Annotated in this window: 18 protein-coding genes; 10 read left to right on the top strand and 8 right to left on the bottom strand. The window is 74.0% G+C overall.

Features of this window, described 5'->3' with window-relative positions; translation table 11 throughout:
• Positions 1 to 50 precede the first annotated feature (50 nt).
• The 3 genes from MTP10_RS01225 (at position 51) to MTP10_RS01215 (ending at position 2,982) form a co-directional block, all read left to right on the top strand.
• Complete coding sequence (locus MTP10_RS01225) at positions 51 to 1,037, top strand: hypothetical protein (RefSeq protein WP_310707053.1); 987 nt, start codon at positions 51 to 53, stop codon at positions 1,035 to 1,037.
• A 75-nt stretch (positions 1,038 to 1,112) separates the two neighbouring features.
• Positions 1,113 to 2,174: a UDP-N-acetylmuramate dehydrogenase gene (locus tag MTP10_RS01220; protein ID WP_310707519.1), complete on the top strand. Its 1,062-nt coding sequence runs from the start codon at positions 1,113 to 1,115 to the stop codon at positions 2,172 to 2,174.
• Positions 2,175 to 2,415: 241 nt separating this feature from the next.
• Positions 2,416 to 2,982, top strand: coding sequence for a TMEM165/GDT1 family protein (locus MTP10_RS01215; RefSeq protein WP_310707052.1), 567 nt, complete (start codon positions 2,416 to 2,418; stop codon positions 2,980 to 2,982).
• Between the two features lie 7 nt (positions 2,983 to 2,989).
• Here the strand turns inward: MTP10_RS01215 and MTP10_RS01210 are convergent, their stop codons facing one another.
• Together MTP10_RS01210 and MTP10_RS01205 are read right to left on the bottom strand one after the other, a co-directional pair.
• On the bottom strand, positions 2,990 to 5,866 hold the full coding sequence (locus tag MTP10_RS01210) for an AAA family ATPase (RefSeq protein WP_310707051.1): 2,877 nt from the start codon (positions 5,864 to 5,866) through the stop codon (positions 2,990 to 2,992).
• 119 nt (positions 5,867 to 5,985) lie between these two features.
• A complete protein-coding gene (locus MTP10_RS01205; RefSeq protein WP_310707050.1) occupies positions 5,986 to 6,132 on the bottom strand; it encodes a hypothetical protein in 147 nt (48 codons plus the stop codon).
• A gap of 286 nt (positions 6,133 to 6,418) precedes the next feature.
• Between MTP10_RS01205 and deoC the strand changes: the two genes are divergently transcribed.
• Genes deoC through MTP10_RS01185 form a run of 4 tightly spaced genes read left to right on the top strand, consistent with a single transcriptional unit; the run spans position 6,419 to position 9,812 of the window.
• A complete protein-coding gene (deoC, locus tag MTP10_RS01200) occupies positions 6,419 to 7,348 on the top strand; it encodes a deoxyribose-phosphate aldolase (protein ID WP_310707049.1) in 930 nt (309 codons plus the stop codon).
• A gap of 8 nt (positions 7,349 to 7,356) precedes the next feature.
• A complete protein-coding gene (locus MTP10_RS01195; RefSeq protein WP_310707048.1) occupies positions 7,357 to 8,781 on the top strand; it encodes an aldehyde dehydrogenase family protein in 1,425 nt (474 codons plus the stop codon).
• A complete protein-coding gene (locus MTP10_RS01190) occupies positions 8,771 to 8,968 on the top strand; it encodes a hypothetical protein (RefSeq protein WP_310707047.1) in 198 nt (65 codons plus the stop codon). The genes MTP10_RS01195 and MTP10_RS01190 overlap by 11 nt, the downstream gene beginning before the upstream one ends.
• Complete coding sequence (locus MTP10_RS01185) at positions 8,961 to 9,812, top strand: aldehyde dehydrogenase family protein (RefSeq protein WP_310707046.1); 852 nt, start codon at positions 8,961 to 8,963, stop codon at positions 9,810 to 9,812. Before MTP10_RS01190 ends, MTP10_RS01185 begins: the two co-directional genes overlap by 8 nt.
• Before the next feature lie 12 nt (positions 9,813 to 9,824).
• Here the strand turns inward: MTP10_RS01185 and MTP10_RS41870 are convergent, their stop codons facing one another.
• The gene (locus MTP10_RS41870; RefSeq protein ID WP_397334411.1) at positions 9,825 to 9,899 is read right to left on the bottom strand and encodes a hypothetical protein; all 75 of its coding nucleotides are present in this window, start codon (positions 9,897 to 9,899) and stop codon (positions 9,825 to 9,827) included.
• Positions 9,900 to 10,146: 247 nt separating this feature from the next.
• On the opposite strand from MTP10_RS41870, the gene MTP10_RS01180 reads away from it, so the two are divergent.
• Positions 10,147 to 11,043, top strand: coding sequence for a LysR family transcriptional regulator (locus tag MTP10_RS01180; RefSeq protein WP_310707045.1), 897 nt, complete (start codon positions 10,147 to 10,149; stop codon positions 11,041 to 11,043).
• An 18-nt stretch (positions 11,044 to 11,061) separates the two neighbouring features.
• On the opposite strand, the gene MTP10_RS01175 is transcribed toward MTP10_RS01180, so the two are convergent.
• Positions 11,062 to 12,171, bottom strand: coding sequence for a serine hydrolase domain-containing protein (locus MTP10_RS01175; protein ID WP_310707044.1), 1,110 nt, complete (start codon positions 12,169 to 12,171; stop codon positions 11,062 to 11,064).
• Positions 12,172 to 12,353: 182 nt separating this feature from the next.
• Here MTP10_RS01175 and MTP10_RS01170 point away from each other — a divergent pair, with 182 nt between their 5' ends.
• The gene (locus MTP10_RS01170; protein WP_310707043.1) at positions 12,354 to 13,391 is read left to right on the top strand and encodes a YihY/virulence factor BrkB family protein; all 1,038 of its coding nucleotides are present in this window, start codon (positions 12,354 to 12,356) and stop codon (positions 13,389 to 13,391) included.
• 96 nt (positions 13,392 to 13,487) lie between these two features.
• On the opposite strand, the gene MTP10_RS01165 is transcribed toward MTP10_RS01170, so the two are convergent.
• Positions 13,488 to 14,948, bottom strand: a complete 1,461-nt coding sequence (locus MTP10_RS01165; RefSeq protein WP_310707042.1) for an amidase — start codon at positions 14,946 to 14,948, stop codon at positions 13,488 to 13,490.
• 80 nt (positions 14,949 to 15,028) lie between these two features.
• Here MTP10_RS01165 and MTP10_RS01160 point away from each other — a divergent pair, with 80 nt between their 5' ends.
• Positions 15,029 to 16,228 (top strand): pyridoxal-phosphate dependent enzyme, encoded by a 1,200-nt coding sequence (locus MTP10_RS01160; protein WP_310707041.1) that lies wholly within the window; start codon positions 15,029 to 15,031, stop codon positions 16,226 to 16,228.
• On the opposite strand, the gene MTP10_RS01155 is transcribed toward MTP10_RS01160, so the two are convergent.
• Genes MTP10_RS01155 through MTP10_RS01145 form a run of 3 tightly spaced genes read right to left on the bottom strand, consistent with a single transcriptional unit; the run spans position 16,218 to position 19,778 of the window.
• Positions 16,218 to 16,898 (bottom strand): hypothetical protein, encoded by a 681-nt coding sequence (locus MTP10_RS01155; RefSeq protein ID WP_310707040.1) that lies wholly within the window; start codon positions 16,896 to 16,898, stop codon positions 16,218 to 16,220. The two genes, MTP10_RS01160 and MTP10_RS01155, sit on opposite strands and share 11 nt — an antisense overlap.
• 32 nt (positions 16,899 to 16,930) lie before the next feature.
• Positions 16,931 to 19,417, bottom strand: coding sequence for an ATP-dependent helicase HrpB (gene hrpB / locus MTP10_RS01150; protein ID WP_310707039.1), 2,487 nt, complete (start codon positions 19,415 to 19,417; stop codon positions 16,931 to 16,933).
• Positions 19,404 to 19,778, bottom strand: coding sequence for a helix-turn-helix transcriptional regulator (locus MTP10_RS01145; RefSeq protein WP_310707038.1), 375 nt, complete (start codon positions 19,776 to 19,778; stop codon positions 19,404 to 19,406). Before MTP10_RS01145 ends, hrpB begins: the two co-directional genes overlap by 14 nt.
• Between the last annotated feature and the right edge of the window lie 16 nt (positions 19,779 to 19,794).

Raw genomic sequence — 19,794 nt, 5'->3', positions numbered from 1 at the left:
CCGAAGCTCCGCACCATGTCACAGTCTGGCCAACGGTCCGATCGATCCCCGTGTCCGCCGTGACCGACGGCACGCCGTCGCGCCGCCTGCATCCCCCGAGGCCGCAGGACATCGCGGGCGGCACGGGCACCGGCCGCGACACCGCGGGCGGCGCGGGCCCGGGCGGCGCGGGCCCGAGCCCCGCCGACCGGCCGGCGGGAAGCGCTCAGACGGTAGCCACCGGGGTCGGCACGGGCCGGGCCCGTTCCGCCGGGGCGGGCGCGGGGGGCGCCGCCGGGTCCGGCGCGCGCGGCAACCCCGCCGCGGAGTTCGGCTTCTCCGGCGACCCGGCCCAGCACGGCGACCCCGGCGACGACCTCCTCCACGCCCAGCGCGTCTGGGACGGCTCGCTGGCCGTCAACCGCCTGGACGACCTCGGCGTCAACGCCGAGCGGCAGCGGGTACGCACCGAGGACATCACGACCACCGTCGGCGTCGTGGTCGACGGGAACCCCGAGGACACGCGCCGGACGCTGCGCTCGGTGATCGACCACACCGCCGCGCACATCCTGGCCCTCGACCTCGGCGACGTGGACGGCGCCGGAGCGGTGCTGAGCGAGCTGGCCGGCCGCCACCCGGAGCGCTTCACCGTCTGGCACGTCGAGGAGAAGCCCGCCTGGCGGGGCGGCACGGCCACGTGGGGGGAGTGCCGGGCCAAGCTGCTGCGGCTGGACACGGCCGAGGTGCACGTCGTGATGGACAGCTCCGTCGTGCTGGACGGCGACGCGATCACGCCTCTCGTCGCGGCGATCGACGACGGCGCGGTGGCGGCCGGGTGGACGGGCCTGGAGCAGGACGGCGGCGCCTGGCGCGAGAGCGGTCCGGGAGAGGCCGCGCGGGAGGTCTCCGCGCTCGGCGGCGACCTGCTGGCGGTACGGAGGTCGGCGGCCCTCGGCGACGCACCCGAGGACGCGCGGGACGGCTCGGAGCTGTCCCGGGGACTGCGCGGCGTCCAGGTGGTCCCCGGCGACCGCCTCCCGGTCCGCCGCCAGCGCTGACGAGCCTCCCGATCCCATCGAAGAGGAGCGACTCCGGAGCGGTCCGGGCATCTCCTAAGCTTGGGGCTCATGGAGATGCTCGCGCCGTACACCACGCTGGGCCTGGGCGGCCCGGCCCGCCGCTTCGTCGAGGCAGCCACCGCTGAGCAGCTGGTCTCCGAGGTGGCCGAGGCCGACCGGACGGGCGAGCCGGTGCTCGTGCTCGGCGGCGGCAGCAACGTCGTGGTGGCCGACGACGGCTTCGACGGCCTGGTCGTGAAGGTCGCCTCCGAGGGCGTGTCGGTCTCGCGCGACGGCGAGCAGGTGCTCGTCACGGTCGAGGCGGGCGAGAGCTGGGAGTCGCTGGCCGCCCGCGCCGTGGCGGAGGGCTGGGCCGGCGTCGAGTGCCTGTCGGGCGTCCCCGGCCTCGTCGGCGCCACCCCCATCCAGAACGTCGGCGCGTACGGCCAGGAGGTCTCCCAGACCATCAGGTGCGTACGCGCCTACGACCGCCGCACCCGTCACGTCGTCGACGTGGAGGCGCGCCAGTGCGCCTTCTCCTACCGCGACAGCGCGTTCAAGCGTGACCCCGGGCGGCACGTGGTGCTCGCGGTGACCTACGCCCTGGACGTGTCCGGGCTGTCGGCGCCCATCGCGTACAAGGAGCTGGCCGGGCGGCTCGGCGTCGAGCCCGGCGAGCGGGTGCCGCTGGCGGACGCCCGTGAGGCCGTGCTGGAGCTGCGGCGCTCCAAGGGCATGGTGATCGACCCGGCCGACCCCGACACCCGCAGCGCGGGCTCGTTCTTCACCAACCCGGTGCTGAGCCGGGAGGAGGCGGAGGAGCTGGGGACCCGCGCGCCCGGTCACCCGCGCTGGGACCTGCCGGACGGCTCCGTCAAGATCCCCGCGGCCTGGCTGATCGAGCAGGCGGGCTTCGCCAAGGGCTACTCCCGCGGCCCGGCCCGCATCTCCACCAAGCACACGCTGGCGCTGACCAACCCCCAGGGCGAGGCCACCGCGGCCGACCTGCTGGCGCTGGCCGGCGAGGTGCGCGACGGGGTGCGGGAGAAGTTCGGGGTGACGCTGGTCAACGAGCCGGTGCTGGTCGGCTGCGAGCTGGACCCCGGGCAGCCGCCCGTGGCCGGGGCCCCGGAATAGGGCACACCCGGAGGCTTGTTAGAGTTCTCCGGAAACACACCGAGGGGGAGTAGTCCCAATCGCGTGATCGACACACTGGCGCCGCGGCGCCCGGTCACGCGGGCCTTTGACGGGCGGACGAGACCTTCGGCCTGGCAGTCGTGGACATGTACGTCATGGACGAAGACGCTGCCGGGCCGGAGTCATGCCCGGATCTCCCCCGGGCGGCCCGCTCACGGCCCGGCCGCGCGGAAGAGGACCGTTGGAAGCGTTCTGGATCAGTCTCGCCGTCATCTTCGTGGCGGAGCTGGGCGACAAGAGCCAGCTGATGGCGATGACGTTCGCCACCCGTTTCAAGTTCTGGCCGGTGCTGACCGGCATCACCCTGGCGACGGCCGTCGTCCACCTGTTCAGCGTGGCCGTCGGCCGGCTGGTGGGCGACGCGCTGCCCACCACCGCCATCTCCGTCGTGGCGGGCATCGCGTTCCTCGGGTTCGCCCTCTGGACGCTCAGGGGCGACGAGCTGTCCGACGAGGAGTCGAACAAGGCGCAGCGCACCACCCGCAACGCGATCATCGCCGTCACCGTGGCGTTCTTCCTGAGCGAGCTGGGCGACAAGACCATGCTGGCCACGATCACGCTGGCCACGCAGCACGGCTGGCTGGGCACCTGGATCGGCTCCACGGTCGGCATGGTGGCCGCCGACGCGCTGGCCATCGTGGTCGGCCGCATGCTGGGCAAGCACCTGCCGGAGAAGGTCATCCGGTACGGCGCCGCCGCCGCGTTCGCCGTGTTCGGCGTCGTCCTGCTGGTGGAGGCGTTCGTGTGAGGCGTGCCTAGAGCGACAGCAGCGAGAGGCGGTGGGCCGCTGCGGCGGCCTCGCCGCGCGTCGTCACCCCGAGCTTGGCCAGGATGTTCGACACGTGCACGCTGACCGTCTTGGCCGAGATGAACAGCTCGCCGGCGATGTCGCGGTTGGTGCGGCCGAGCGCCACCAGCCGCAGCACCTCCAGCTCGCGCGGCGTGAGCAGCTCCGGCGTCACCTGGCCGGGCTGCTGCGGCTGGATCCCGCCGACGCGGCGGGCCAGCGCGTCGATCTCCTCCAGCAGCGGCGCGGCCCGCAGCTCCGCCGCCAGCGGCCGGGCCGGCGCCAGCCGTGACGCGGCCCCCTCGCGGTCGCCCGACCGAGCCGCGACCCCGGCGGCCCGCAGGAGGGCCTTGGCCTGGTTGTGCGGGCGGTTGAGCCGCTCCCACGCCGCCGCGGCCGCGTCGAAGTCGCGTGAGTACGACAGCCGGTACGCCTCGGCGACCGGCCCGCTCACCTTGAGCCGGGCGGCGACCTCGGCGGCCTGCTCGCGCACCGCGCGGGCACGGGCCGGCTCGGCGTCCTGCATCGCGTCGCAGACCACGGTCAGCAGGGCGAGCAGCCGCCAGCCGAGCATGGCCTTCGGGGACTGGGCGGGCCGGGCGAGCGTGCGCTCGGCGACCGCCAGCGCTGCGTCCGGCTCGCCCCGCAGCAGGTGCCAGCCGATGTGCAGCCGCATGCTGTTGGTGATGTCCTGGACGAAGTCCTCCGGCCGCTCGGACAGCACGCCGGTCTCGCGCAGGATGCTCTCCACGAGGTCCACCTCGCCCCGGCCGATGGCCACGTCGGCCCGCACCCGCAGCAGGTGGTGGCGGTTGCGCAGCACCGGGCCGAGGTTGAGCGCCCGATCGACGGTGTCGAGGGCCTCGTCCCAGCGGCCGATCGCCTCCAGCGTCTCGGCCATGTTGAGCAGGCTGAACAGGCCGGACAGCCGGACCCGGCCGTACTTCTTGGCCTGCCGCCAGCCTTCCTCTCCCAGCGCCAGGGCCTCCTGCCAGCGGCCGAGGTCGTTGAGCGTGTCGACGTTGTTGCCGATCGCGCGGGTGATCACCCGGCCGGAGCCCTCCTCGCGGCCGATCTCCAGCGCGCGCAGGTTGGTGGCGAGCGTGGCCTCGGTGTCGCCGGCGAGCGACTGGCCGAGCGCCAGGTTGAGCAGCAGCTCGGCCTCCTGGCAACGGTCGCCCAGCTTCCTGGCCAGGGCCAGGCCCTCCTCGGCGAGCGCGATGCCCTCCTCGGCGTCGCCGCGCAGCATGAGGTGCTGCGACATCGGCACGATGACGTCGACGCGGGCCAGGTTCGGCTCGGGCACGAGGCGCAGCGCGTGGCGGAGCTGCTCGACGACGTCGGTCTTCTCCTTGTAGACCTTGAGCTGGGCCCAGCGCACGAGCAGCTTGGCGACCCGGGCCGGCTCGCGCGTCTCGTCCAGCTCGGCCAGCGCCGCCTTGACGAACTTCAGGCCCCGGTCGAGGTCGCCGCTGGCGCGCGCGGCCTCGCTGGCCTTCTCCAGCACCGCGGTGTGGTCGGCGCCGATGCGCTCGGCCGCGTCGGGCACGCGGTCCCACAGCATGAGCACGCGTTCCAGCAAGGGGATGGCCTCGGTGTAGGCGAAGGCGTGGAACGACGCGCGGGCCGCCTCCCAGGCGGAGATCAGCGCCCACTCGTCGTCGCGCGCGCCGTGCCAGTGGTGGGCCAGCTCGACCTCGGCGCGGCCGGGCGGCACGAGCGTGCGGTCGCGGGAGATCTCCTCGGCGTAGCGGGCGTGCAGCCGCTGGTGCTCGCCGGGCAGCAGCTCGTCGTGGACGGCCTCGCGGATGAGCGAGTGGCGGAAGAGGTAGGCGCGGCCGTCGGCGATCTGTAACACGTTGCCGGCGATGGCCGGGCGCAGCGCGCCCTCCAGCTCCGGGTCGGACAGGCCGCTGACGGCGGCGAGCAGCGCGTGACCGACGCGGATGCCGCCGGCGGCGGCGATGCGCAGCACCCGCTGCGTCTCCTCGGGCAGCCGCTCGACCGCGCCGAGGATGAGGTCCTGCATCGAGGACGGGAACGCGCAGTCCACGCCGCCGTCGAGCAGCGCCTCGACGAACAGCGGGATGCCCTCGCTGCGGTCGTAGACCTTCTCCACCTTGTGGAAGGCGGGCGATTTGCCGAGGATGCCGGCCATCTGCTGGGCCACCTCGTCCTTGGACAGGCGGGGCAGGTCGAGCCGGAGAACGCCGCTGACCCGCCCCAGCTCGGCCAGCACCGGGCGCAGGGGGTGCTGCCGGTGCAGGTCGTCGGAGCGGTACGTCATGACGATGAGCACCTGAGGCGCGCTCAGGTTGCGGCACAGGAACGCGATCAGGTCGCGGCTGGACCTGTCGGCCCAGTGGATGTCCTCGATGAGGAGGACGGTCGGACGGCTCTCGGCCAGCCGCTCCAGCAGCGTGAGGATCTGCTCGAACAGCCGTGCCCGGCCGGTGTCGGTGTCGCCGTCCCCGCTGGGCTCGCCGAACTCGGGCAGCAGCCGGGCGAGGTCGCGCTCGGCGCCCTCGGGCAGCAGTGACGCCACCCGGGCGCGGCCCTGCTCCCGGACGAGCTGCCGCAGCGCGGCGGTGAACGGCGCGTAGGCCAGGCCCTCGGCCGACAGCTCGACGCATCCGCCGTACAGGATGAGGGCGCCGTCCCGGGTGACCTGCTCGGCGAAGCGCTGCGCGAGCCTGGTCTTGCCGACGCCGGCCTCGCCGCCGAGCAGCACGGCCGTCGCGTTGCCCTGCCGGGCCTCCGCGAACGCCTGGGAGAGAGTCGTCAACTCCTCCGCCCGTCCGACGAAGACGGGACTCACCGAACGGCCCAGCATGTCTTCCAGCATGTCATGCCCTTTGGTGAGCTTTCGCCGTATTTATGAGGGATTCCCGGTGGGGACGGTTCTTCAGGTGGGCGCAGAGGCCCGGCCGCGAGGGAGGATGCGGCCGGGCTCTCGTGACGTGCTCATGAAGAACGGCGCTTGCCGAAGACCGAGCGACGCTCGGACTTGTTGCCCTTCTCCGCCTCGCGTACGCGGCGGTGCTCCTCGGCGGCGGCGCGCAGCTCCCGCGCGTGGCTCTTCATCAGCTGGTAGTCCATCTCGGGGTTCATGGTGTCTCCTGTTTCAACCCGCTTCTTCCTGACATCTTTAAGATTCGGGCTAAGGCCCACCCCGCCACATCGGGCGGATTCCCTATCTCCGGGGCGGTTCTGGCAGAGGGGTACCTAGGACGTGGCCCCGTACCGCCTTAGACAGCCCTACGCGCACCTCAGAGCCGCCTTACGCCGCCCTGGGAGCCCTCTCCTCGGCTCGCCGGACACGAGTGGCCGGACACCAGGGGAAAGATCCGGTTTGGAGCTGGCCACCCTGGTCGGCGATGCTGTGGAGGTGTCAACTATGACTACTTCGCTCGCGGACGTGGCCGCTTCCGGCACGACGCTCAGAGCGTTCCTGCACGGCCTGCCCGGTGTGGACCGGGTCGGCGCGGACCAGCGGGCGGCGATGCTGGGCACCCGTTCCATCAAGACGACGGCAAAGGCCCGGGCGATCGATCTGGCCATCTCGATGGTCGACCTGACCACTCTGGAGGGCGCCGACACCCGTGGCAAGGTGCGGGCCATGTGCGTCAAGGCCGTCCACCCCGGCGCCGGGGTCCCCCGCGTGGCGGCCGTCTGCGTCTATCCCGACATGGTTCCCGTGGCCGTGGAGGCCGTGGCCGGCTCGGGCGTGAAGGTGGCCTCCGTGGCCACGGCCTTCCCCAGCGGCCGCTCCTCCCTCGACGTCAAGGTGGCCGACACCGAGCTCGCGGTCGCCGCGGGCGCCGACGAGATCGACATGGTGATCGACCGGGGCGCGTTCCTGTCCGGCGACTACCTCAAGGTGTGGGAGGAGATCGTCGCGGTCAAGGCGGCCTGCGGCGACGCCCACCTCAAGGTCATCCTGGAGACCGGCGAGCTGGCCACCTACGACAACGTGCGGCGTGCCTCGTGGCTCGCGATGCTGGCCGGCGCCGACTTCATCAAGACCTCCACCGGCAAGGTCTCGCCCGCGGCGACGCTGCCGGTGACGCTCGTCATGCTGGAGGCGGTGCGCGACTTCCGCGACCGCACCGGCCGCCAGGTCGGCGTCAAGCCCGCCGGCGGCATCCGCACCACCAAGGACGCCATCAAGAACCTGGTGCTCGTCAACGAGGTCGCCGGCGACGACTGGCTCTCGCCCGACTGGTTCCGCCTGGGCGCCTCGTCGCTGCTCAACGACCTGCTGATGCAGCGTGAGAAGCTGGCCACCGGCCGTTACGCCGGTCCCGACTACTTCACCCTGGACTGAGGATGGCGATGTTCGAGTACGCGCCGGCCCCCGAGTCGCGCGAGGTCGTCGACCTGCGGCCGTCCTACGGCCTGTTCATCGACGGCGAGTTCACCGAGGGCTCCGGCCCGGAGTTCAAGACCGTCAACCCCGCCACCGAGGAGACGCTCGCCGAGGTGGCCTTCGCCTCGGCCGACGACGTGGACCGCGCGGTGCGCGCCGCGCGCAAGGCGTTCGGCGGCTGGAGCGCCCTGCCCGGCTCCGAGCGGGCCAAGTACCTGTTCCGCATCGCGCGGATCATCCAGGAGCGCTCGCGCGAGCTGGCGGTGCTGGAGTCCCTCGACAACGGCAAGCCGATCCGCGAGTCGCGGGACGTGGACCTGCCGCTCGTGGCCGCGCACTTCTTCTACTACGCCGGCTGGGCCGACAAGCTCGGTCACGCCGGGTTCGGGCCGAGCCCGCGCCCGCTGGGGGTGGCCGGCCAGGTCATCCCGTGGAACTTCCCGCTGCTCATGCTGGCCTGGAAGGTCGCCCCGGCGCTGGCCTGCGGCAACACGGTGGTGCTCAAGCCCGCCGAGACGACGCCGCTGACCGCGCTGCTGTTCGCCGAGATCTGCCGCCAGGCCGAGCTGCCGCCCGGCGTGGTCAACATCGTGACCGGCGCGGGCGAGACCGGCGCCGCCGTGGTGGCCCACCCCGAGGTGGACAAGGTGGCCTTCACCGGCTCCACGGAGGTCGGCCGGCTCATCGCGCGGACCGTCGCGGGCACCGGCAAGAAGCTCACGCTGGAGCTCGGCGGCAAGGCCGCCAACATCGTCTTCGACGACGCCGCGATCGACCAGGCCGTCGAGGGGATCGTCAACGGCATCTTCTTCAACCAGGGCCACGTGTGCTGCGCCGGCTCCCGCCTGCTCGTGCAGGAGTCGGTCCAGGAGGAGCTGCTGGCCGCGCTCAAGCGCCGGCTCGGCACGCTGCGGCTCGGTGACCCGCTCGACAAGAACACCGACATCGGCGCGATCAACTCCGCCGAGCAGCTCGCCAAGATCCGCTCGCTCAGCGACATCGGGGAGAGCGAGGGGGCCGAGCGCTGGTCGCCGGCCTGCGACCTGCCCGAGCGCGGCTACTGGTTCCCGCCGACCCTCTTCACCGGCGTGGCCCAGTCCCACCGCATCGCCCAGGAGGAGGTCTTCGGCCCCGTGCTGTCCGTGCTGACCTTCCGCACCCCGGCCGAGGCCGTGGAGAAGGCCAACAACACCCCGTACGGGCTGTCTGCCGGCGTCTGGACCGAGAAGGGCTCGCGCATCCTGTGGATGGCCGAGCGGCTGCGGGCCGGGGTCGTGTGGGCCAACACCTTCAACCGCTTCGACCCCGCCTCGCCGTTCGGCGGCTACAAGGAGTCCGGCTACGGCCGGGAAGGCGGGCTGCACGGGCTGGAGGCGTACCTTGACGTGTGACCACCGCCGCGCCCGCCGCAGGGCGCGCCGTGCCCAGGCCACCCGTGGCCACGCCTACGCCCGCGCCGGGCGGCCCGTACGCACCGGCTGGTACGCCCACCGCTGCGGCGTGAGCCGGTGCGGCCAGGTTTTCGTGCCGGTCGAGATGTCGCAGGAGATCACGTGGAGGGGACGCGGCGATGAGTAGGTTGGCCGTGCGCAAGACCTACAAGCTGTTCATCGGCGGGGCCTTCCCCCGCTCGGAGAGTGGGAGGTCCTACACCGTGACCTCGCCCGACGGCGACTTCCTGGCCAACGCCTCCCGCGCCTCGCGCAAGGACGCCCGCGACGCCGTGGTGGCCGCGCGCAAGGCGTTCCCCGGCTGGTCCGGGGCGACGGCCTACAACCGGGGGCAGATCCTCTACCGCGTCGCGGAGATGCTGGAAGGCCGCCGCGCCCAGTTCGCCGACGAGCTCGGCCTCGGCCGCGCGGAGGCCCTCGCGTCGGTGGACGCGGCGGTCGACCGGCTGGTCTGGTACGCGGGCTGGTCCGACAAGATCGCCGCCGTGCACGGCACGGCCAACCCGGTGGCGGGGCCGTACTTCAACCTCTCGTCGCCGGAGCCCACCGGCGTGGTCGCGGTCGTCGCGCCGGCCGACCCGCTGCTCGGGCTGGTGTCGGTGGTGGCGCCCGTCGTCGTCACCGGCAACACGTGCGTCGTGGTGGCCTCCGAGCCGTCGCCGCTGGCGTCGATCACGTTCGCGGAGGTGCTGGCCACCTCCGACCTGCCGGGCGGGGTGGTCAACGTCCTCACCGGGCGGCAGGCGGAGCTGGCCCCGTGGCTGGCGGCCCACATGGACGTCAACGGGCTGGACCTGACCGGGGTGGACGACGCCGACCTCGCGCTGCGCTGCGAGCAGGAGGCGGCCGGCAACCTCAAGAGGGTCCTGCGGCCGGCGCCGGAGCCCGTGGACTGGACGGCCGATCCGGGTCTGACCAGGATGACCCGCTTCCTGGAGACCAAGACCGTCTGGCATCCGCTGGGCGTCTGAGCCCCGTCCGGCTCAGGTCGCCGGCGGGATGTTGTGGTTGAGGCGGAAGACGTCGGCCGGGTCCCGCACCGCCTTGAGCGCGGCCAGGCGTGTAGTCGCCGGGGGCGTAGGCCGCTCGTACGTGGTCGGGGGCCGCGTGCTCGCCGGACAGGAAGGTGAGCGCGCGGCCCCCGGTCGACCACGGGGCCAGGGCGTCGCGCGGGTCGACCCGCACGCCCGTCATCCGCCGCGTGCTGACGAGCAGCCCGCCCTCGGCCGGCACCGGCAGCCATGCCGGCCAGGCCGGACTCAGAAGTCAAAGAGATGCTTCTACTCCTTGGTATAAGCTTCAGTTATGGAGCTCCGTCAGCTCGCCTACTTCGTGGCCGTCGTGGAGGAGGCGAGCTTCACCCGGGCCGCCGCCTCCCTGCACGTCGCCCAGCCCGGGGTCAGCGCGCAGATCCGCCAGCTCGAACGGGAGCTGGGCCAGCCGCTGTTCGACCGGTCCGGGCGCACGGTGCGGCTGACCGCGGCGGGCGAGGCCGTCCTGCCCTACGCGCGGGCGGCGCTGAAGGCCGTGGCCGGCGTCCGGCAGGTGGTGGACGAGCTGACCGGGCTGCTGAGGGGGCACGTCGTGATGGGCGCCGTCTCCCTGCCCGGTGTGCTCGACGTGCCGGGGCTGCTGGCCGACTTCCACGACGCCCACCCGGCCGTCGAGATCACCCTCAAGGAGGCCGACCCCGAGACCGTGATCCAGGAGGTGCGGTCCGGGCGGATGGACCTCGGGCTGTTCGGCCTCGGACCGGCCGTGCCGCCGGGGCTGGACGTCCAGATCGTGGCGAGTCAGCCGCTCGTCGCCGCCGTGAGCCTCGACCACGAGCTGGCCGGCCGGCCCGGCGTCGAGCTGGCCGACCTGGAGGGGCGGGTGCTGCTCAGCCTGCCGCCGGGCACCGGGTTGCGGGCCGGCCTGGAGGAGGGGTGCGCGGCGGCGGGGTTCCGGCCCAGGGTCGCGCTGGAGGCCAGCGAGCCGCTGGTGCTCGCCCGGCTGGCCGCCCGTGGCCTGGGCATCGCCGTGCTGCCGGAGACGGCGGTGAGCGCGGCCGAGGGACGGCTGCACGTCATCCAGATCACCCGGCCCCGGCTGCGCGGCCGGATGGCCATCGCGTGGCGGTCCGAGGGACAGGCCGGCCCGGCGGCCCGGGCGCTCATCGACCACGCCAGACGCCGCCTCCCCGACCTCGGCTCCGAGTAGGTGCACACCGCGCTCGCTTCATGTCGCCGGACAGAACACCGATTGGAGAGCGCTGGTGATGCGTCGCGGCATGGTCATGCGCTCGGCATCGTCCATGGCCACCGTCACGGACACGGCGAACTGCAGGCGGCCGTCCGAGGAGGTGTAGGTCGCGGCGGTGAAGCCGGGGGCGCTGCCCCCGCCCCCTGCGGCGAACTCGGGGTTGCCGGCGCACGGGCCGCCCGAAGGCGGCGGCAGCTGGCCGGGCGCCGGATCAGTGATCACTTTGCGCAGTGACTCCGGCAGGAGCCTGCCCTGTCGGAAGGCGCTCTGGAAGGTGCTGACGTCGCGCGCGGTGGAGACCACTCCGCCGGCGCCGAGCATGGTGGTGACGTTGAGCCTGTCGACATCGCGCAGCTTGCCCGTCTCGTCCGGGGCGTAGCCGTGCCCGTGCGGGCCCTTGATGCCCTCGGTCGCCTTGGTGGGCAGGTAGGTGTCGCGCATTCCGAGTGGGGCGAAGAGTCTCCGGTTGAGTTCGGCCGCCAGTGACCTTCCGGACAGTTTTTCGATGATCATGCCGAGCAGGATGTAGTTGGTGTTGGAGTAGTTGAAGGTCCCGACCTCCACGGGCCGGGAGTTCCTGCGCGAGGCCGCCAGCAGGTCGGTCGGGCGGTAGTCACGCGCGGGGTCCGAGGTGTCCGGGCCGATGTAGTCGGGGATGCCCGAGGTGAGCTGGATCAGGTGGCGTACCGTGATCTCGCCGGCCCGCTCGACCAGGTCCTTCTCCGCCACCTCGGGCAGAACCTCGCCGAGCTTGTCGTCCAGGCTCAGCTTGCCCTCCTTGACCAGTTGCAGCACCACGGTGGCGGTCATGGTCTTGGTCTGCGAGCCGATCCGGTAGCGGGCGTTCGACGGGATGGCGCCGCCCTTGCCGTAGAGCAGGCGGGAGCCGGCCGATCCCTTACCGACCCGCTTGCCGTCCACGTAGACCTCGCCGATGGCGCCCACCACGTGGCCCGTCTTCACCAAGCCTTCCATGGCCTTCTGCACGTCCCCGACCTTGACGGGGCCGGCGGACACCGAGGCGGTGGCGGGCGCGGCCACGCTCAGAGCCAGCGCCGCGCACACCACCGAGGCCATGCGAGCCATTGCCGCTCGATGCGAAACCATGAGATCTCCCTTGTCGGAAGCCGAAGCAACAGATGTCGAGTCACTGTTCTAGGGAGGGGAGTGTTCAATCGGGGTAAGTCCGACCGTCCAGCGGTCGATGTCGAGCCGCGCTTACGCGTTTCCGTCGAAAACGGGTATAAGTCTTCGCCGTGGGATCTACCGTGTCCGTCCCCCAGACGCGCGCCATGGTCGGCGACGAGCTGTCCGCCGACGACGCGTGGGCGACCCTGCGCAAGTACGGCGGATGGCATCTCACGCGCGACTCGCTGATCCGGTTCAGGTACGGCGACGGCATGAGCCACTCGCGCGCGCTCGCCTTCCAGATCTGCCTGGCCATCATCCCCGGCGCCATCGCGCTGGTCGGCCTCAGCTCCGTCACCCACCAGGAAGAGCTCGGCCAGGTGCTCGAACTCACCCTGCGCCGCCTGGCCCCCGGCGATGGCGCGGCGGTCACGGAGGCCCTGGGCAACGGGCATCACGCACGGGGCGCGCTCGCCCTGTGGCTGGGCCTGGCGACCACACTGGCGGCGCTGACCACGGCGATGGCGCAGTTCGAGCGAGGCGCGAACCGGATCTACGGTGTCGAGCGCGACCGGCCGTTCCATCGCAAGTACGCCAGGGCCGCCCTGCTCGCGCTGGTCGCCGGAGTGAGTATGGTCACCGGGTTCACGGTCATGGTCGGCGGTGGGGCCATCGGCGAGGCGATGACCGAGGTCTTCGGCTGGGGCGACGGGACGCGGCAGGCGTTCGCGCTCGTCCGGTGGCCGCTCGGCTTCCTTCTCGCGCTGGTGTCCACGGTCACCCTGTTCAGGGCCTCGCCCCGGCGCAGGCAGCCCGGACACAGCTGGCTCGCCTTCGGCGCGCTGGTGGCGCTGGCCCTGTGGACCCTGTTCACGCTGGCGCTGGCTCTGTACACGGCGAACAACAGCACCTTCGGCGCCACGTACGGCCCGCTGACGGCGGTCATGGCGCTGTTACTGTGGTCGTTCCTCAGCTCGATCGCGCTCTTCTTGGGCGTCGCTTTCGCGGCGCAGCTCGAAGCCTGCCGGGCCGGCGGTGTCCCGCCCGCGCACCCCGACACGGGGCCCACAGCGGAGGAGGAGCGCGAGCCCCTGGTCGGGGCGGTCGGCTCCGGCGTGATCACGACTGCCCGCCGCGTGGTCACCATGCTGGGCGGGAAGCGTCCAGGCAAGCCCTGACCGCGGGCGGCGGCCGGCCCGACCGGTCGGAGGGGGCGGCCGTCGAGCCCGCGCTCCCGGCCCTGGCGGGCGTCACGCGGACATGCCCGGCGGGCGTCACGCGGACATGCCGGGCGGGCGGACCAGCGGGTGGGCGGCTTCGAGCTGGGCGGCCAGGCCGAGGAGCTGCGGCTCGCCGCCCGGAGGCGCGACGAGCTGCACGCCGATCGGCAGGCCGCTCGAATGCGTCGCGATCGGCACGGCCAGGGCCGGCCAGCCGCACATGTTCCACGGCCCCGTCGCGGGGGCGAACCTGATGTTGGCCGGCGCGTTGCGGGCGAACCCGCGCTCCCGCCAGCCCCCGGCCGCGGGCGGCACGGTGGCCAGGACGGGCGTGATGAGCACGTCCGCGTCCCCGAACCACTGGTCGGCTCCGTACGCCTGCCAGCGCGCCCGTCCCCGGGCCCCGTCCAGGCTGAGCGTCCGCAGCAGCCGGCCGGCACGGGCCAGCGCCCGGCTGCGACGATCGAGCCCCCGGCCACCGGCCCTCCCCGCGGCCGGGAGGGCGTCGGCGGCCTGCGCCGCGCGGGACAGCCAGGTGGCGACCGTGGACGGCCCCAGCCAGAACGGCAGACGGCGCTCATGCTCGACCACCGTGTGCCCGGCGACCCGCAGCGTCTCCGCCGCCCCGCGCACCGCCGCCCGGAACTCCCGGTCCATCGGCAGCCCCGTCGGCAGCGGCTGCGGCGCGTACGCGATCCGCAGGTCGAACGGCTCCACCTCGGCGGGCGGCGGCGGCGCGTCCCATACCTCGTCCTCGCCCGCCCACACCGACCGCAGCATCCGGGGCGCCGGCTCCAGCCGCCGGCCGGCCCGCCACGACTCGGCCAGCGTGGGATCGGCCGCCAGCACCGACAGGGCCAGCGCCAGGTCCGGCACGCGCGCCGCCAGCGGGCCGTTCTCGCTCAGCCCGTCCCAGTCGTCACCGGGCGCCGGAACGAGCCCCGCGCCGGGCTTGACCGCGTACACGCCGCACGCGGCCGCCGGGATGCGCAGCGAGCCCATGCCGTCGTTGCCCAGCGCGATCGGCACCATGCCCGCCGCCACGGCCGCGGCACTGCCCGAGGAGGAGCCGCCGGCCGTGCGGGAGGGGTTCCACGGGTTGCGGACGGTGCCGAACACGCTGTCGCCGAACGCGACCAGCCCCAGCTCGGGCAGGTTCGTCAGGCCGACCACGATCGCGCCGGCCGCGCGCAGGCGGGCAACGGCCTCGTGGTCGCGCGGCGAGGGCGAGTCGGCCGTCGCGGCCGAACCGGCGCGCATGGCCTCGCCCGCGACCTCCAGGTTGTCCTTCACCGCCACCGGCACCCCGGCGAGCGGCAGATCGGCGAGGTCACGGCGCTCGCCCACCGCCCGCGCCTCCTCCACGGCCCGCTTCCTGACCACCCGGAACGCGCCCACCTGCGGGTCGCGCCGGGCGATCAGGTCCAGATGCTCCTCGACGACCGCGGCGGCGCTGACCTCGCCGCGGCGCACGGCGGAGGCGATCTCTCCTGCTGATCTTCCGGCCCACGACATGCCTAGAAGTGTGCAACGTCCGGCGTCCCGTGGCGAGGCCCCTTTCGGGCGCTCGTGGGTCTCCGCCTAGGCTCGGCGGAATGAACGGCCCCTCCCTCGCCACCTGCCAGCGCTCCCTGGGCGACCCGTCCGTCACGTTCCCGCTGTGGCCTCCGCAGCTGCTCGGCTGCCCCGGGACGAGCACGGACGAGATCGCGTACCCCGTGGAGGTCGATTACGACTACGCGCGCGTGGACACCGCGCTGTTCGGCCAGGAGCCCGGGCCGGACCTGGCGCGCTGGGCGCCGCTGCTGCCGCCGCTGCGCGTGCCGACGCTGGGGGAGGGCGGCACGCCGCTGCTGGAGCTGGACGGGCTGCCCGGCGTCCACCTCAAGGACGAGTCGCGCAATCCCACCTGGTCGCACAAGGACCGCCTGAACCGGGTCGCCGTCAGCGCCGCCGTGGGCGCCGGCGCGCCGGGTGTGGTCGTCTCCTCCTCCGGCAACCACGGCGCCTCGGCCGCCGCCTACGCCGCCCGCGCCGGGCTGCCCGCGATCGTGCTCGCCTCGGCGGGCTCGCCGCCGGCCGTGCAGTCGTTCGTCCGCGCGTACGGGGCCAAGGTGCTGACCGTGCCGGAGGAGGAACGCTGGCCGCTGATGCGCCAGATCGTGGACCGGCTCGGCTACCACCCGGTCAGCAACCTCACCGTGACGCACACCGGGCACCCGTTCGGCGCCGAGGGCTACAAGACCATCGCGTACGAGTTGTTCGCCCAGCTCGGGCGGGTCCCGGCGGCGGTGTTCGCGCCGACGGGCTACGCCGAGATGCTGTACGGGGTGTGGAAGGGGTTCACGGAGCTGCGCCGGCTCGGGGTCGCGCAGTCGGCGCCGCGGATGTTCGCCTGCGAGCCGGCCGTGGGCGCCCCGCACGCGCGGGCCCTGGCGACGGGCGCGCCCGCGGCGATCGTCGAGACCGGGCCCACCGGCGCGTACGGCATCGCCTGCACGGTCGGCGGGCACCGGGGCGTGCGGGCGGTGTGCGACAGCGGGGGTGAGGCGGTGCCGGTCACCGACGCCGAGCTGCTGGCGGCCCGGGACGTCCTGGCCGGGCAGGGACTGTGGCAGGAGCTGTCCGGCGCCGCCGGGCTGGCCGGCTACCGGAGGCTGGGGCGGGAGTTCGACGGGCCGGTGGTGTGCGTGGGCACCTCCAGCGGGTTCAAGGACATCGAGACCGGCCGGGAGCGGGTCAGCGTGCGGGAGAACGCCGGGCTGGACGACGTGCTCCGCGCCCTCAGCTCCTGAGCCAGATCCTGAGGGGGCCGGCCGGGGTGAAGCCGTGGCGCTCGGCGGGCGCGGTGTCCGCCTCGTAACCCACCAGCGGGCGGCCGGACCCCGTGGCCCGGGCGACCGTCCCGGCCCAGGCCGTGTCGTCGTCGCAGCCGTTCGCGAAGACGTTGGACACCCCCACCGCCTCCCCGCCGACGGTCAGCACGCAGCCGCAGACGATCTCGCCGTCCCGCCGGCCGTACAGGATCGCGACCTCCTCCAGCAGCGACGGCGGGAAGAGCCCGTCCGTCCCGCCGCCGAAGCAGGCGTTCTCCCACGCGCGGAGCTGCGGCGCCGTGCGCACCCGCCGCCAGACGACCTCCCCGGCGTTCCCGGCTCCTTCCGGGGCCGGCATCGGCGGCCGGTGGATCCACTGCGCCTCGAACAGCACGTGGAAGCCGTGCGGCGTGAGGTCCAGCGTGGCGAAGCTGTCCTTGACCGAGGCCCCCGGGCCCGCGTCGATGCCGTCGAGCACGTCGGCCTCGGTGGCGTCCGGGGAGAGGGTGACGGCGTCGGGATAGTACGGCGGGGTCCGGCACGGGCTCGTCCAGGCGAGGGAGGTGAAGCGGCCGGTCAGCCCGTGGGCGCGGCACATCGTGTCACACCAGGCCGCGTTGTCGCGGGCCGCTGCGAGCGCGTGGGTCATGGTGTCCTCCCCGCCCGGCCGGCGGGCGCGTGTCATGATCGCTGGTTGGCCCGGCGCGTGGGCGTCGCCGTCAGCGGGTCCTCCGGCCACGGATGCCGGGGGTAGCGGCCGCGCAGCTCCGCCCGGACGGCGCGGTAGCCGTCGCGCCAGAACGACGCCAGGTCCGCCGTCACCGCCACCGGACGCCCCGCCGGCGAGAGCAGGTGCACCAGCAGCGGCACTCCCGCGACGGCCGGGGCGGCGTCCCAGCCGAACAGCTCCTGGAGCTTGACCGCGAGCACCGGCCGCTCCCCGGAGTAGTCCACGCGCACGCGCGAGCCGCTGGGCACCTCGACGCGCTCCGGCGCGACCGACTCCAGCCGCTCGCTCCACGGAACCAGCCGCAGCAGTGCCGACGCCACGTCGATCCGCTCCAGGTCGGCCCGGCGGCGGGCCCGTGACAGCTCGGGCTCCAGCCACCGGTCGGCCAGGTCGACGAGGGCGTCCATGCCCGTCCCCCCGCCCTGGCCGCCTACGTCCGGCCAGGGGTCGCCGGCGGCGCGGTGGCAGAACGCCAGCCGGTCGCGCACCGCCAGCGCCTCCTTCGTCCAGGTGAGGACGTCCTCGGTGCGCAGGCCGTACAGGAGGGCGGCGCGCACGTCCGCGTCGGGGAGCGGCGCGGACGACAGCTCGATCGCGCCCAGCCGCTCGACGATCCGCGCGGAGACGTCGCCGCGCCGCTCCCGCGGAGGCACGCGCCAGACGACCTCCTCCTCGAACGTGACCGGGTACGCCAGCCGTGCCGTCGCCTCGTCGATCTCCACGGCCTGCCTTACGCGAGCCGACGCCGAGCCCGTGGGACGGTCGGCCACCGCCACGGCCAGCCATGGGGCGCGGGCCAGCTTCGAGCCCTCGCCGAGGGCGGCGGCCGTGCCGGAGGCCATCAGGTAACCGCCGCCACGCCGCCTGGCGACCCGCTCGGGGAACGCCAGCGCGACGACCAGCCCCGCGAGCGCGTCGTCCGCGGCGGCACCGCCGCCCGGTGTCCGGCCGTCGTCGCGGTCGCCTCCGGAGGCCGATCTCGACAGGCGTCCGACCTCCTGGCGCCAGCGGGCGGCGAACGCGTCGCCGCCGCGGCGGGCCGCCCGCCAGACCTCCACCAGGTCGTCGCCCGCGTCCCGGGGGAGCTGCTCCGACAGGAGGGCGACCACCTCGGCGGCGCGCGGACCGGCGTCGATGAGCGCCCGCGCCAGCCTGGGATGCACGCCGAGCCTGGCCATCCGCCTGCCCCGGGCGGTCACCCGGCCGCCGTCCAGGGCGCCGAGAGCGGTCAGGGTCCGGGCGGCGGCGGCCATCGCGGCGGCCGGCGGCGGGTCCAGCAGCGCCAGCGCCGCCGGGTCGGTCACGCCCCAGCACGCCGCATGGAGGGCGAATCCGGTCAGGTCGGCGAGCGCGATCTCCGGTCTGCCGTGCTCGGCCAGGCGCTCATGCTCGGCCTCGGGCCAGCAGCGGTACACGGTGCCGGGGGCCTCGCGGCCCGCCCGGCCGGCGCGCTGGACGGCGGCGGCCTTGGAGACGCGGACGGTGGTGAGGGAGCCGAGGCCGCGGGCATGGTCGGTACGCGGCTCGCGGGACAGGCCGGAGTCCACCACGACGCGGACGCCCGGCACGGTGAGGCTCGACTCGGCGACCGAGGTGGCCAGCACGATCCGGCGGCGCGTCCCGGGCGACAGGACGGCGTCCTGCACCCTGGCCGGCGCCTGCCCGTGCACCTGGAGGAGCTCCACAGGCGCTCCCCGGTCGTCCGCCACGCCGTGCAGCAGGCCGGCCACCCTGCCGATCTCGGCCGTGCCGGGGAGGAAGCAGAGCACGTCCCCCTCGCGCTCGGTCAGTGCCCGCCGTACGACCTGGGCCACGTGCGTGAGCAGCGCCGGGTCGACGCGCAGCCCGTGCGGGGGCGCGACCGGGCGGACGGGCGGCGCCCACACGGTCTCCACCGGATGCGGCGCCCCGGACGCCGCCACCACCGGAGCCCCGCCCAGCAGCCGCGACCAGGGTCCGGCGTCGGCCGTCGCGGAGGTGGCCAGCAGGCGCAGGTCGGGACGGAGCGTCTCGCGCACGTCCAGCAGGAACGCGAGCGCGGTGTCGGCGTCCAGGTGACGCTCGTGGCACTCGTCCAGCACCACGACGTCGGTGCCGGGCAGCTCGGGGTCGCGTTGCAGCCGCTGGAGGAGGAGGCCGGTGGTGACGACCTCGACCATGGGATTCGCGCCCGTGTGCCGCTCGCCGCGGATCGCGTAGCTCACCCCCATCCGGCGGGCCGCCGCCCGGACGGCGAGCCGCCGCGGCTCGGCCACCAGCACGCGCAGCCCCGTCTCGGCCAGAGCCGGCGGGACGACGGTGGTCTTGCCGCTGCCCGGCGGGGCGGTCAGCACGGCCGTGCCGTGCCTCTCCAAGACCCTCAGCAGCTCGGGCAGCGCGTGCCGTACGGGCAGCCCGTCCCCGGTCCCCGTCACCGAGGCCGGCTCAAACGCTGCCATGAGCGGAAGCGCCATGAGCGGCGGGCAGGGCGTCAGGCACGGTGGTGACGTCCGTCCGCGCGGCCCGCAGGATGGTGTCGAGGAGGCCCGGGAAGCGGGCGTCGAGGTCCTCCCGGCGCAGGCGCATGTACTTCTGCCGCCCGTCCTGCCGGGTGAGCAGCACGCCGGCCTCGCGCAGGGTCCGGTAGTGGTGTGAGGCCGTGGACTTGTGCACGCCGAGCTCCTCGAGCACGCTCGAGCAGTTCTGCTCCGTCTGCGCGGCGAGCCGGACGGCGATCTCCAGGCGTACCGGGTCGGCCAGCGCCCGCAGGACCTCCGTGAGCTGGATGGCCTCCGTCGCCGGATGCGGTAGCTGGCGCATGGTCAGACCCTATCTC

The sequence above is a fragment of the Nonomuraea sp. 3-1Str genome, from assembly GCF_031570565.1.
In the GTDB taxonomy this organism is placed as follows: domain Bacteria; phylum Actinomycetota; class Actinomycetes; order Streptosporangiales; family Streptosporangiaceae; genus Nonomuraea.
Note: the sequence above shows the minus strand (reverse complement) of the source record. Positions and strands in the feature narration are given on the sequence as shown.